This is a genomic window from Kitasatospora sp. NPDC096077, assembly GCF_040303245.1.
Classification (GTDB): Bacteria; Actinomycetota; Actinomycetes; order Streptomycetales; family Streptomycetaceae; genus Kitasatospora.
On the sequence record NZ_JBEOSV010000038.1, the window covers coordinates 59573 to 72416 of the forward strand.

Genomic DNA, 12844 nt, shown 5'->3' on the forward strand with positions numbered 1-12844 from the left:
TGCTCAGTGGGCGGGCGGGGTGGCGGTGACGGTGTCGCGGAGCAGGAACTCCAGACCGTCGCCGTGCAGCCACTGCGCGCAGGCGCCGGCGTGGTCGGGTCCGTCGGTGTCGGCCAGGCGTCGCTGGGCGTCCGCCGTGCGGTGGCGTGCTTCGGCGCAGAACACGTCGGCGAGGTCCTGGGCCGGTCCGGTGCCCTCGGGGTGCAGTCGGGCGGCGTTGGCCAGCACCGCGGACATGCTGAACAGTTCGGCGGAGACCCGGTTGAGCAGGATCAGCGTGCGTTCCTCGGCGAACAGCTCCTCGGGGTCGGGGTGCCGGTCCACCAGGTCGCGGCCGAGGCGGGCGAACCGCACGGCCTGTTCGGCCACGAAGCGCAGGTGGTCGCGGTTGCGCGGGGACAGGCGGGCGTCCGCCGCGGTGAGGTCGGTGGCGGTCTCGGCGACGGGCCGCGGCTTCGGGTAGTGGCGCGAGAGCAGGTGCCGGGCGGCCCAGTGGTCCACCAGGAAGTCCACCCCGCCGGCCACCCGCAGGGCGCGCGCGTCGCGGAAGAACCGTTCCACCGGCAGCGGTTGGGCGCCGCGCCGGGCCTTGCTGGTCGCCGTCTCGAAGCCCTCGGCGGCCAGCAGGGACAGGGTGCGGTCGACGATGCGCCAGCTGGTCATCGAGGTGATGTTCTTGGCCGCCGTCTGCTCCGGGTCCAGGTCGATCCCCGGGTGGCGCTCCTCGGCCAGCAGGCACCACTCCACCACGCTCTCGATGGCGAAGGTCTCGGCGAGGTTGGCGGCGACGATGCGCTGGATCTCGTCGTACTGCTCCAGCCCGAGCCCGCCGACCGAACGCCGCCGGACGAACTCCCGGGACCAGTGCAGGCAGAGCCGGCCGATCGCCAGGGCGGGCGCCGAGATGGGGTACATCCGGCCCCGCACGCTGACGGTGTGCAGTTCGGGGGCCAGCCGCCACTCCTCCTCGGCGGTCAGGCCGTCGAGGGTGAAGACCCGGCTGTGCGGGACGAAGACCCGGTCGAAGGTGAGGGCCGCGTTGGGCAGGCCCTTGAGACCCAGGTACTCGTGCCAGGACCGGACCGAGAAGCCGGGGTCGGTGGTGTCGACGAAGAACAGCCGGATGTACTCCCGGCCGTCTTCGTGCACGGTGGCCGAGACCCTCAGGAGGCCCGCGATCGGGCCGTTCTGGATGAACACCTTCTCGCCGCTGATCCGGAAGCCGGTGCCGTCCTCGGTCGGCACCGCGGTGGTGGCCCGGGTCCGGTTGATCGCACCGGTGGGCTCGGTGTCGGCGTCGCCGGAGATCGCGCCCGCCGCGAGCAGCCGTTGGAGTTCGGACTTCAGCTCGCCGTCGGCCAGCAGCGGCAGGTAGGCGCCGGCGCCCAGTCCGAGGTGGACGGACATGGCGTAGCAGGCGGTCACCGACCAGGTCGCGGCGGCCTGGATCATCCGGAAGGCGTTGTGGGCGGACAGGCCCAGGCCGCCGCGCTCCAGCGGGTCCTGGAGCCTGAAGTAGCCGCGGGCGGCGCAGGCTTCGTGGAAGCCGTCGGGCAGCCTGGCGGTGCGGTCCACCTCGGTCGGGTCGACGGTCTCCTGGAGGAAGCGCATCAGCTCGGCGACGGCGGCGTCGCCGCGGGCGCGGTCCTCGTCGGAGGGGGTGGGGAAGGGGCTGATCAGGTCCCAGCGCAGGTGCCCCAGGTGGAGCTCGGCGAGGAAGCCGGTCGGGGCGGCGGTGTCGTGAGTCATGGTTGCTTTCACAGGTCGGGGGAGAGCGGGTCGGCGGGCGGCCCGGCGGGCGGGTGGTCGGTGAGTGCGGCCCGGATCAGGGCGAGCAGGGCGGCGCGGTGCTCGCGGAGGTAGAAGTGGCCGCCCGGCAGCAGGTTGAGGGCGAACGGTCCGCGGCTGTGGCCCTGCCATCGGGCGAGTTCCTCGGCGGGGAGCCGGTCCTCGGTGCCGCCGAAGACGTGCAGCGGCAGGTCCAGGGGCTCGCCGGGGGTGTGGCGGTAGCTGTCGACCATCTCGAAGTCGAAGCGGTGCGAGGCCATCATGATCGCGAGTAGCTCCGGGTCCTCGGCCACCTGGTCGGGGAGTGAGCCGTACTCCCCCTGGACGGCGGCGAACAGCTCCCGGTCGCCGAGGTGGTGGATCGGCGGCAGTCCGCGGGGCCGGTGCGGGGCCGGGCAGGCGGACAGCAGCAGGCGTTCGGGGCCGGGCAGGCCGCGCTCGCGCAGGGCGCGCGCGGTCTCGTAGGCCAGCAGCGCGCCGAGGCTGTGTCCGAAGAAGGCGAACGGTGCGCGGAACGCGTCCTGTTCCACCAGGTCGTGCACCAGCGGGCCGACCCGGGTGTACTGCGGGTCGTCGAACCGCGAGCCGCGGCCGGGCAGTTGCACGCCCCACACCTCGATGCCGGGCACGTCGTCGCCCCAGCGGACGTACTCGGCGGCCGAGCCGCCGCTGTGGGCGAAGCAGTACAGCCGGATCGCGGCGTCGGGGCGCTTGCGGCGATTGACCAGCCAGCGTGGGACGGTGTGCCCCGGAACCTCAGGCATGAAGGGTCTCCTGGCTCGTCGGTCGGGCGGTCGGTGCGGCGTCGGGCATGGCCCGCAGCGGGTGCACGGCGGAGAACAGCAGCGGCAGCCCGGCGAGGACGCTGCCCGCGCCGGCGAGCCAGAGGACGCCGCGCAGTCCGAGCGGGCCGACCAGTGCGCCGCCGAGGAAGGTCCCGACCGGGATGACGCCCCAGACCACGACCCGCAGCGTCGCCGTCATCCGTCCGCGCATCGGGGCGGGGGTGACGGACTGCCGCAGGCTGATCTGGTTGATGTTGAAGACGGAGGCGCACAGCCCGGCCAGGGCCATCGCGACGGCCAGGACGGGCATCGCGGTACCGGGGGTGGCCAGGGGCAGCAGCAGGAGGGTGCCGCCCAGTCCGAAGGCGGACCAGGTGAGCGACGGCCCGACGCCGAGGTGCCGCACCACCCGGCGGTTGGCGAGCGAGCCGAGCAGCACGCCCGCGTTCGCGATCGCCAGCGCGGTGCCCAGCCCGGCCGGCGAGAGCCGCAGCTCACGGACCGCGTAGAGCACCAGGATCGCCTGGACCATGCCGAACAGGCCGAAGAGGTTGGCGATCCCCGCGCTCAGCGCGATCGGGCGCAGCAGCCGGTGCCGGAACACGTACCCGAGGCCGTCCTTGACCTCCGCCACCAGTCCCGGCCGGACCGCGTCGCGGACCGGGTGTTCCTCCACGCGCACCAGCAGGAGCAGCGCCGCCGACCCGGCGTAGCTGACCGCGTTGGCGAACAACGCGATTGGCGCGGTCAGCAGTTGGACCAGGAATCCGCCGGCGCCGGGACCGGCCAGCTGACCGGAGGTCTCGGACAGCTGCAGTTTGGTGTTGGCCTCGACGAGCTGCTCCTCGCCGACCAGGGTCGGCAGGAAGGACTGCGCCGCCAGGTCGAAGAAGACCGTCATCACCCCGATCGCGAAGGCGACCGGATACAGCAGCCACAGGTGCAGGACCCCGCAGAGCGCGGCCACCGGCACGGTCAGCAGGACCGCGCAGCGGACCAGGTCCGCCGCGATCATGACGGGCCGTCGGCGCATCCGGTCCACCCAGGCCCCGGCCGGCAGGCCGACCAGCAGGAACGGCAGGTACTGCACGGCGGCCAGCAGCCCCACCTGGAACGGGGTGGCCTCCAGCACCGTCACGGCCGCGAGGGGCAGCGCGAGTTCGGAGATCTGGGCGCCGAGCACGCTGACCGTCTGGGCGGCCCACAGCCGGCGGAAGCCCTGGTGGCGCAACAGTCCCGGCGGAGGGGCCGGTCGCGTCATCGGGCGGCCGCCCGTTCACGGGTGCTCCTCGGCCGCAGGTCGGTCCACAGGCCGTCGATCAGGGCGAGGCAGTGCGCCTTGCCGCCCCGTCCGCCGGTCCGCTCCCACCCGGCGGGCAGCGCCCGGCCGTCCGGCCACACGGAGTACTGCTCCTCGGTGTTGCGGACCACCTCGTAGGTCCGGTCGTCGTCGTCCTCGAACATGGCTGTCCTCCGGGTCGGTGCGTCGCGTGACGGTTCAGGCCGGTTGCTGGGTGGCGTCGACGTGCCGGGCGGCGTCGATCACCCGGGCGAGTCGGCGTGGAGCGGGGGCGGTGAAGACCTGCTTGACGGTGATGCGCACGCCGAAGGCCGCGCGGACGGCGGAGGCGAGTTGAACGGCGATCAGCGAGTCTCCGCCCAGGTCGAAGAAGTCGTCCTGCGCCGCTACGTGCTCCAGCCCCAGCAGTTGGCCGAAGATCAGGGCGAGCCGGGTTTCGGTGTCGCCGTCCCGGGCGGGCTCCGGGACGGTCGGCGCGGGCCGGGTGGTGACGGTCGGCGCGGGGTCGTCGGTGGGGAGCGGTGAGTGCCGCTGCGGGCTGAACGGGTAGGTCGGCAGCGGGGTCCGGCCCGGGCGCCGGCCTTCGTGCAGCCGCGGCCAGTCCAGCTCGACGCCGGCCGCCCACAGCTGTCCGGCGGCGGCCAGCGAGGTCCGCAGGGCGGACTGCTCGCCGGCCGGGTGCGGCAGGCTGGGCAGCACCAGGTGGCGTTCGGTGCGGGCCGGGTGGCGGCGGGCCAGTGTGGTCAGAGTCAGGCCCGGGCCGATTTCGAGCAGGATCCGGTCGGGCTCGGCGAACAGGGTGGCGAGGGTGTCGCCGAAGCGCACCGCCCGGCGCATGTGGGCGGTCCAGAACTCGACGCCCGGGACGCGGTCCGGGCGGACCCACTGCCCGGTGGTGTCCCCGACCCAGGGGATCGAGGGCGCCCTGAGGTCGAGTTCGGCGACCAGGGCGGCGAACCGGTCGAGGATCGGCTCCACCAGGGCGCTGTGTCCGGCGGCGGCGATGTGCAGCCGGCGCGCGTCGACACCGTCCGCCGTCAGCCGGGCGAACAGCGCGTCGACCGCTCCCCGCGGCCCGGACAGCACGCACTGGTTCGGTCCGTTGACGGCCGCGAGCTCCACGCCGTCGCCGAGCAGTCCGGTGGCGTCGCGCTCGGCCAGCGGCACGGCCAGCATCGCCCCGACGGGCAGGCCCTGCAGCAGCCGGCCGCGCTCGGCGACCAGCCGCAGCGCGTCGGGCAGGGAGAACACACCGGCCACGCAGGCGGCGACGAAGGCGCCGAGGCTGTGCCCGGCGACGGCCGCCGGCCGCACCCCGCGCTGCTCCCACATCCGGGCGAGCGCGTACTCCACCACGAAGACGGCCGGCTGGGCCACCCCCATGTCGCGCAGCAACTCCTCGGCCGCCGCGGTCTGTTGCTCGCCGGCCGGGTACAGCACCGTCCGCAGGTCCAGGCCGAGCGTGGGTGCGAGCCGCGCACAGCAGGCGTCGACCTCGGCGCGGAAGGCCGGGTCGTTCTCGTACAGTTCGCGGCCCATGCCGACGTGCTGTCCGCCCTGCCCGGGGAAGAGGAATGCCACCGGCCGCCCGCCGTCCACGGGCGGGTGGGCGGAGGTGCCGGCCCCGGTCCCGGTCAGCGCCTCGATCGCCTCGGTGTGGTCGGCGGCCACCGCGAACCGGCGGTGCCCGAAGGCGTGGCGGCCGGTCTGCAGCGTCCAGGCCGTGTCGGCCAGGCGGACCGGGCCCGGTTCCCGGCCGGGGCCGGCGGCGCCGGCGGCCTGCCGCTGCAGGTGCTCGGCGAGCCTGGCGGCGGCGCGGTCCAGCTCGGGGGCGGTCCGGGCGGACAGCACCAGCAGTTGGTCGGCCGGAGCGACGGGCGGGCCAGGTCGCGCGGGCGGCTCCTCCAGGATCGCGTGCGCGTTGGTGCCGCCGATCCCGAACGAGCTGACCCCGGCCCGGCGGGGACCGTCGGGGCGCCACCGGTACGGTTCGGTGTTCACCACGAACGGGCCGTCCGCGAAGGGGATCTCGGGGTTGGGCGCGGTGTGGTGCAGGCTCGGCGGGATCAGGCCGTGCTGGACGGCCAGCACCGCCTTGATGAAGCCCGCCACCCCGGCGGCCGCGTCGGTGTGGCCGATGTTGGTCTTCACCGACCCGATCCGGCAGAATCCGCGCCGGTCGGTGCCGAGTCGGAACGCCTGGGTCAGCGCGGCCAGTTCGATCGGGTCACCCAGCGGCGTCCCGGTCCCGTGCGCCTCGACGTAGCCGATGCTGTCCGGCTCGACCTCGGCCACCAGGTGGGCCGCGCGGATGACCTCGGCCTGGCCGGCCACGCCGGGAGCGGTGAAGCCCACCTTGTCCAGGCCGTCGTTGTTGACCGCGCTGCCGCGTAGGACGGCCCGGATGTGGTCGCCGTCCCGGAGCGCGTCGGCGAGCCGTTTGAGGACCACGATGCCGACACCGTTGCCCGCGACGGTCCCGCGGGCCCGGGCATCGAAGGCCCGGCAGCGGCCGTCGGGCGAGATGACACCGCCCTCGGAGTACTCGGGCAGGCGGGCCGGGACGTTGACACTGGCCCCGCCGGCCAGCGCCAGGTCGCACTCGCCGGACAGCAGCGCCTGCGCGGCGAGGTGGACGGCGACCAGGGAGGTGGAGCAGGCGGTCTGCACCGTCACCGCCGGCCCGGTGAGACCGAGCCGGTGGGCCGTCCGCGAGGTGAGGAAGTCGATGCCGGTCGCCAGCCGCAGCTGCCACTCGCTGACCGGGCCGAGCCGGTCGCGGTGGGCCGTCAGCGTCTCCAGGTAGCCGGTCTGGCTACTGCCCGCGTACACGCCGACCGCCCCGGCACCGGACCGGGCGTCGTACCCGGCGTCCTCCAGCGCCTCCCAGGCGCAGGTCAGGAACAGCCGGTGCTGCGGGTCGAGGATCAGCGCCTCCCGCGGCGAGTAGCCGAAGAACGCCGCGTCGAACCCGTCCGCGTCCTCCAGTACGCCGAGCGCGGGGACGTACTCGGGGGTGGACGGGTCGCCGGGGAAGCGGGTGACCGATTCCGCGCCCTTGACCAGGTTGTCCCAGAACTCCCCGAGGTCACGCGCTCCCGGGTACCGCCCGGCCATCCCGACGACGGCGAGGAAGGGGCTGTCCGGATCCACCGGCTGTGCGGCCTGCGTCATCGGGCACCCCCGGCGCTCTGGCGGGCGCGGCGCTGCTGGAGCCGGGCCTGCCCGCTGCGGCGCTCGTCGGCACGCTCGTCACCGGGCGCGCCGCCGGCCGGCCCGGAGTCGTCGCGCAGATGGGCGGCGAGCTTGCGGACGGTCGGATGGGCGAAGAGCGCGACGCCGGGAACCTGGCGCCCCAGCGCCCCGCTGAGCTTGCGCTGCACCTGGACGAGCAGCAGCGAGTGACCGCCGATCTCGAAGAAGCTGTCGTCCAGGCCCACGTGGCCGACCCGCAGCACCTCACGCCACACGGCCGCGATCTGCTCCTCCAGGCCGGTCGGCGCCACGGCCTGCGGCGCGCCGGGCGTGGTGCCGCCGGACGTGGCCTCGCCGGGCGTGGTGCCGCCGGGCGTGGTGCCGCCGGGCGTGGCGTCCCCTGCGGTCGGCACCGGGAGCGCCCGGTGGTCGATCTTGCCGTTCGCGGTCAGCGGCAGTTCGTCGAGCAGCACGTAGCAGGCCGGGAGCATCGCGGCGGGCAGACGCATCGCCAGGTGGGCGCGCAGCTGCGACGGCTCGACCTCGGCGCCGACCTCGGCGGTGACCACGTAGGCGACCAGCCGCTTGCCGTCCGCCCCGTCGTCCACCGCCCGCACGTGCGCCTGACGCACCGCGGGGTGGGTGCACAGGGCCGCACCGATCTCCGCCGGTTCGACCCGCTGGCCGCGGATCTTCACCTGGTCGTCGGCCCGCCCGATGAAGGCCAGGGCACCGTCGGCGCGCAGCACCGCGAGGTCGCCGGTGCGGTAGAGCCGCCCGCCCGGCGTCCCGCCGAACGGGTCCGGTACGAAACGGTCGGCGGTGAGCCCCGGCTGCCCCAGGTACCCGCGGGCCAGCACCGCCCCGCCCAGGTACAGCTCGCCCGGGGTGCCCGCCGCGACCGGCTCCAGCTCGGCGTCCAGCAGGTACGCCCGCGCCCCGGCCAGCGGCCGCCCGATCGGCAGCGTCTCCCCCTCGGGCAGCGACTCCCCGGTGAACGCCTGGAGCGTGGCGGTGATGGTGGTCTCCGTCAGACCGTAGGCGTTGAGCACCGGCACCGAGCTGTGCCCCCGCCAGCCGGCCAGCGTCCGGGTGAGCCCGGTGTCGCTGCCCACGACCAGGAGCCGCAGGGCATCGGGCAGCTCCCGCGGTTCGGCGTCGAGATCGCGGACCCACTGGTCCCAGTACGGCGTCGGCAGGTTGGCCACCGTGACCCGCTCATGGTGCAGGCACTCCTCCAGCTCCGCGGGCGACGGCACCGGGTCGGGGGCCACCACCACCCGGGCGCCGGCCAGCAGGGTCGGGAACACCTCCTCGCCGAACACGTCGAACCCCGGACCGGCGAACTGCAGCACCCGGTCGGCCGCGGTGAGCGCGAAGGCCGCACCGATGGCGACCGCGTGGTTGGCCAGCGACCCGTGGGTGACGGCCACCGGCTTGGGGCGGCCGGTCGAACCCGAAGTGAAGATCACATAGGCCAGGTCGCCGGGGGCGACCGCCACCGCCGGGTTCCGCCCGGACCGCCCGGCCGGTCCGCCGGCGGCCGGGTCGACCACCTCGACCCCCGCAACCCCCGCACAGCCCTCGGGCCCGATCAGCAGGGCGACACCGGCGGCCTCCAACTGGTACCTGCGGCGCTCGGTCGGCAGCGCCGGGTCCATCGGCAGGTAGGCGGCGCCGGACCTCAGCACGGCCAGCACCGCCGTCACCAGCTCACGCCCGCGCGGCAGTTGCACCGCGACCACGCTCTCGGCGCCCGCGCCACGCTCCACCAGCACTCCGGCCAGCCGGTCGGCGGCGGCGTCGAGCTCCGCGTACGTCACGCACCCGTCGCGGTCGACGACGGCCACCGCGTCGGGGCTGGCCCGCACCTGCTCCTCGAACAGCCGCGGTACGCAGACCACGGCACGCGGATCGGCCGATTCGGGCGCGGTGGCGGCTCGGCTCTCGTCCTCTTGACTCAGTTCAGGCCTCACGAGGCCAACTCCTCTGCATAACGGTGCGGGTAGCGGTCCACCGGACGACGGACGGGCGCAGCCGCCCCCGGCCGCGCCGTCCGGCCGGTGCGAGCTCGGCCCGGCCGGGCGGGGGTCCAGGAAGCGATCAGCGGGGTTGCTGCGGAAGAGCCTGGGAAACGTCAGTAGACGTCCGATGAACGAGCACGCCGAACGCGCCCCGGAATCCGCGAGTGCCCTTCACGCGGGCATCGGAGGGTTCGTGATCCGCGGGGGCGCGGACCCCGTCTGCGTGAGCTGCTCACCCACACCCGGACGCGTCGCTGTCACGGCGCCGGTCGGGCCCTGTCGTGAACCCATCGAACTTAGGTTAGCCTTACCTCATGCACATCGCCTCGGCGGCCGCGACCACGGCCGGATACGCCATGCCCCAGCTCTGGCGGGTCCTCACCAAGACCGGCTACTTCCTCGGCCTCAGCGGGGCCGTCGGTGCCACCGCCACCTACGCCACCACCGTGCGCCCCGCGCTGCGTTCCGCCCACCGCACCGCCGAGGACGCCTCCGTGCTGCGCGGGCGGTCGGCGGTCTTCCTCGCCTGGTCGGGCGTGGCCCTGTCGGTCGCGGGCTACTTCCAGCTCGCCGGCCGGGTCGCCCGGGCGGGCAAGGGCATGCCCTTCGGCGACGCCCTCGCCCCGAGCGCCCAGTGGGACTTCCTGCGCGCTCCCGCCGCCAAGGGCGCCTGGATCGCGCAGGGCACCGTCTACCTGGTCCAGAACGCCGTCCTGGTGGTGACCGCCGCCGCCCTGATCGCCCTCTTCCGGCCGGCCGCCCGCCGGCACGCGGACCGGATCGCCCTCACCGCGCTGCCGCTCGCCCTGGGCGTCACCCTGATCACCGCCGTACCGACCACGGCCCCCGCAGGCCTCGACGCGTGGCTGAACCTGCTGTTCGACCAGGCCCACATCGTCTCCGGCGTCGTCTGGCTCGGCGGCCTGGCACTGCTGGTCGCCCTGGCCGGCACCCGCAGGCGGCTCGGCGACGGTGCCGGGCTGCTCTGGGCCGACCTGTGGCGGCGCTTCGGGCTGCTCGCCATGGTCTGCGTCGGCGCGGTCACCGTCTCCGGCCTGTGGCTGAGCTGGCGGCACGTCGGCGGCATCTCGCAGCTGTGGACCACCGGTTACGGCCTCGCCCTGCTCGTCAAGGTCCTGCTGGTTGCCGGGCTGGTCGCGGCGGGCGCCTTCAACCAGTTCTGGCTGATGCCCCGGATCGTCCGGGCCCGCGCGGCCGACGACACCGCCTCGCTGCTGCACCTGACGCTGCGCCACTTCCCCGCGGTGGTCTGGGGCGAGGTCGTCCTCGGTGTCGCCGTGCTCGCCGTGCTGCCGTTCATCTCCGGCTCGGCCCGCACCGAGGCCGGCAGCCCCAAGGCCGTCTCCTCCGGCACCCTCTTCGCCGGCGGCGCCGCCCTGACCGTCGCGCTGGTCGCCTCCCTGTACGCCACGGCGAGGGTGTCGGACGCCCTGGCACGGCGGCGGCCCGCCGCACCCGCGACCGTCTGACCGGCCGGTCGTTTTCCGCCGACTCCGAGATCGGGAACCTGACATGGGACGTGGTTGGGAGGGCGTGGCCCTCAGGATGATGCGGGGCCGGGACTTCGAGTTCACCGTGACCGCCGTGGAGGACGTCACCGCGCACTGCCGTCGGCTGAGGTTCGCGGACGGCGGCATGCTCGACGCCACCGGCGTCCACCCCACCATGTGGGTCCGGCTCTGGTTCCCCAACGCCGGCCGCCCGCACCAGCGGGCGTACACCCTGGTCGACCCGGACCCCGACGGAGCCTCGTTCGGCGTCGACTTCGCCCTCCACGACGGCCCGGCCAGCCGCTGGGCGGGCGCGGCGACGGTCGGCGACACCCTCCAGGCCACCGTCCAGGGCTCCGCCTTCGCGGCCCCGGCCCCGACGCCCGCGCGGATGTTCCTGGTCGGCGACCGGGCCTCCGCCCCCGCGATCGCCTCCCTGCTGCACGCGCTGCCCGACGTACCGGCCACCGTCTGGCTGGAGACCCAGCACGACAGCGACCGGCACCTCCCGGCCGCGCGGACCGGCCGCGACCACCACGACGTCCGCCTCGTCCCCCGGGAGGACGCCGGCGCCCACCTCGCGAACCGGGTCCGCACGGCCCTGCCCGAGCTGCTCGGCGACCCGGCCGAGGCCTATGTGTGGATCGCCTGCGACACCGCCACCACCCGCGACCTCGCCCGCTTCGTCCGCAGGGACCTCGCCGTCCCCAAGTCCCGCACCCACGCCCTCGGGTACTGGCGGGCCTGAGGACCGGGCGGGCCCGAGGTCGACGGAACGGGCCGGGGCGGTCGAACCGGTCGTCCCGCGCCCGTGCGCCCCGTCAGGGCCGGGACGGGCGGGTGCGGGCGAACTCCACCCTGCGGCTCAGCACGCCCCGCGCCTGGGGCGGCTGGGAGCTGCCGATGCGCGGGGGCGGCTCCGGGGTGGGGGTGGGGGCGTGCGAGGGGGGTTCGCGCGCCTGATGGGGGGAGGGGATCGGGGGTGGGGTGGGCGGCGGTGGGGGGATCTGGGTATCGGGAACCAGGTGTCGGGTGGTTTCGGGAGGGTTCATGAGTGAGCAGGAGACGCCGCCGGTCTCGATCTTCTACCGGCGGGACGGGCTGAGCCCGGGGGCGGCGTTGGGTGAGGCCCAGCGGGAGGACCCGGTGCGGCGGGTGCGGGACTTCTGGCTGTACCGGACCGGGGAATACTGGTTGGTCACCCGGCACGCCGACGTGCGGCGGGTGCTGGCGGACGAGGAGACCTTCGGGATGCACGACCCGGACCGTGCCCCGATCCTGCCGCACGAACTCCTCAACATGGACGCGCCGGAGCACACCCGGCTGCGCCACGTCCTGACACCGGAGTTCACCGGGCGGCGGATCCGCGCACTGGAGCCGATGATCCGCACCCTGGTCGGCGAGTTGATCGACGCGATGGAGGCGGGCGGCCGCACGGCGGACCTGATGGCCGACTTCGCCCTGCCGCTGCCGCTCGGGGTGATCTGCGCGCTGCTCGGGGTGCCCGAGCCCGATCAGGCGGCGTTCCACCGGTGGTCCCGGACCACCCTGGACCTCGCGCTCCCGATGGAGGAGCGGCTCGCGGCCGGGAGGGAGACGCAGGAGTACATCGCCGCGCTGGTCGCGGCGAAGCGGCGCAGCCCGGACGACGGGATGATCGGCATGCTGGTCCGGGAGCACGGGGGTGCGGTGTCGGATCCCGAACTGGTCGGGGTCGCCGAGCTGTTGCTGCTCGCCGGCCACGTGACGGTGTCCAACACGATCGGCCTGGGCGTGCTCGCGCTGCTGTCGCACCCGGAGCAGGCCGACCGGCTGCGCGCCGCCGCCGGGGCCGATCCGGTGATCGACTCCGCCGTCGAGGAGTTGCTGCGGTACCTGTCGGTGTCCAGCACCGCGCTGGCCCGGACCGCGCGGTGCGACACCGAGATCGGCGGCGTGCCGGTCAAGGCCGGTGAGCAGGTCGTCTGCCAACTGCCGGTGGCCAACCGCGATCCGGCCCTCGGCCCCGGCATGGACCGCTTCGACATCACCCGCAAACCGGTGTCGCACCTGGCCTTCGGGCACGGCGCGCACCACTGCCTCGGCGCACCGCTGGCCCGGATCGAACTGCGGATCGCGGTGCCCGAGTTGCTCCGGCGGCTGCCCGGTCTGGCGCTCGGGTGCCCGGCCGAGGAGGTGCCCTACCGGGTCAACAACGAGGTCTATGGTCTGCACGCGCTGCCCGTCGTCTGGTGACCACGG

Annotated in this window: 9 protein-coding genes; 3 read left to right on the top strand and 6 right to left on the bottom strand. The window is 74.7% G+C overall.

The window, feature by feature from the left end; translation table 11 throughout:
- Positions 1 to 3: 3 nt before the first annotated feature.
- From ABTZ03_RS27835 to ABTZ03_RS27860, 6 genes are read right to left on the bottom strand one after another with little or no spacing between them, the layout of a single operon-like run.
- Entirely contained in the window at positions 4 to 1749 is a 1746-nt protein-coding gene (locus ABTZ03_RS27835; protein ID WP_350515832.1) for an acyl-CoA dehydrogenase family protein, read from the bottom strand.
- 8 nt (positions 1750 to 1757) lie between these two features.
- Positions 1758 to 2552 carry a thioesterase II family protein gene (locus ABTZ03_RS27840; RefSeq protein ID WP_350515833.1) on the bottom strand — a complete coding sequence of 265 codons (795 nt, stop codon included), beginning with the start codon at positions 2550 to 2552 and terminating at the stop codon, positions 1758 to 1760.
- Positions 2545 to 3834, bottom strand: a complete 1290-nt coding sequence (locus ABTZ03_RS27845; protein ID WP_350515834.1) for an MFS transporter — start codon at positions 3832 to 3834, stop codon at positions 2545 to 2547. The genes ABTZ03_RS27840 and ABTZ03_RS27845 overlap by 8 nt, the downstream gene beginning before the upstream one ends.
- On the bottom strand, positions 3831 to 4037 hold the full coding sequence (locus ABTZ03_RS27850; protein WP_350515835.1) for an MbtH family protein: 207 nt from the start codon (positions 4035 to 4037) through the stop codon (positions 3831 to 3833). The genes ABTZ03_RS27845 and ABTZ03_RS27850 overlap by 4 nt, the downstream gene beginning before the upstream one ends.
- A 34-nt stretch (positions 4038 to 4071) precedes the next feature.
- Positions 4072 to 7047, bottom strand: a complete 2976-nt coding sequence (locus tag ABTZ03_RS27855; protein ID WP_350515836.1) for a type I polyketide synthase — start codon at positions 7045 to 7047, stop codon at positions 4072 to 4074.
- Positions 7044 to 9044: a non-ribosomal peptide synthetase gene (locus ABTZ03_RS27860; protein ID WP_350515837.1), complete on the bottom strand. Its 2001-nt coding sequence runs from the start codon at positions 9042 to 9044 to the stop codon at positions 7044 to 7046. The genes ABTZ03_RS27855 and ABTZ03_RS27860 overlap by 4 nt, the downstream gene beginning before the upstream one ends.
- Positions 9045 to 9406: 362 nt before the next feature.
- Between ABTZ03_RS27860 and ABTZ03_RS27865 the strand changes: the two genes are divergently transcribed.
- From ABTZ03_RS27865 to ABTZ03_RS27875, 3 genes are all read left to right on the top strand, one after another.
- A complete protein-coding gene (locus tag ABTZ03_RS27865) occupies positions 9407 to 10582 on the top strand; it encodes a CopD family protein (RefSeq protein ID WP_350515838.1) in 1176 nt (391 codons plus the stop codon).
- Positions 10583 to 10625: 43 nt separating this feature from the next.
- A complete protein-coding gene (locus tag ABTZ03_RS27870; protein ID WP_350515839.1) occupies positions 10626 to 11351 on the top strand; it encodes a siderophore-interacting protein in 726 nt (241 codons plus the stop codon).
- A 302-nt stretch (positions 11352 to 11653) separates the two neighbouring features.
- Positions 11654 to 12838, top strand: coding sequence for a cytochrome P450 (locus ABTZ03_RS27875; protein WP_350515840.1), 1185 nt, complete (start codon positions 11654 to 11656; stop codon positions 12836 to 12838).
- The last annotated feature ends 6 nt before the right edge of the window (positions 12839 to 12844 follow it).

What these genes read in the sequence shown, in the direction of transcription:
- ABTZ03_RS27845 (WP_350515834.1), bottom strand. Translation starts at nt 3,834, where the DNA reads ATGACGCGACCGGCCCCTCCGCCGGGACTGTTGCGCCACCAGGGCTTC.
- ABTZ03_RS27835 (WP_350515832.1), bottom strand. Translation starts at nt 1,749, where the DNA reads ATGACTCACGACACCGCCGCCCCGACCGGCTTCCTCGCCGAGCTCCAC.
- ABTZ03_RS27850 (WP_350515835.1), bottom strand. Translation starts at nt 4,037, where the DNA reads ATGTTCGAGGACGACGACGACCGGACCTACGAGGTGGTCCGCAACACC.
- ABTZ03_RS27855 (WP_350515836.1), bottom strand. Translation starts at nt 7,047, where the DNA reads ATGACGCAGGCCGCACAGCCGGTGGATCCGGACAGCCCCTTCCTCGCC.
- ABTZ03_RS27840 (WP_350515833.1), bottom strand. Translation starts at nt 2,552, where the DNA reads ATGCCTGAGGTTCCGGGGCACACCGTCCCACGCTGGCTGGTCAATCGC.
- ABTZ03_RS27870 (WP_350515839.1), top strand. Translation starts at nt 10,626, where the DNA reads ATGGGACGTGGTTGGGAGGGCGTGGCCCTCAGGATGATGCGGGGCCGG.
- ABTZ03_RS27875 (WP_350515840.1), top strand. Translation starts at nt 11,654, where the DNA reads ATGAGTGAGCAGGAGACGCCGCCGGTCTCGATCTTCTACCGGCGGGAC.
- ABTZ03_RS27865 (WP_350515838.1), top strand. Translation starts at nt 9,407, where the DNA reads ATGCACATCGCCTCGGCGGCCGCGACCACGGCCGGATACGCCATGCCC.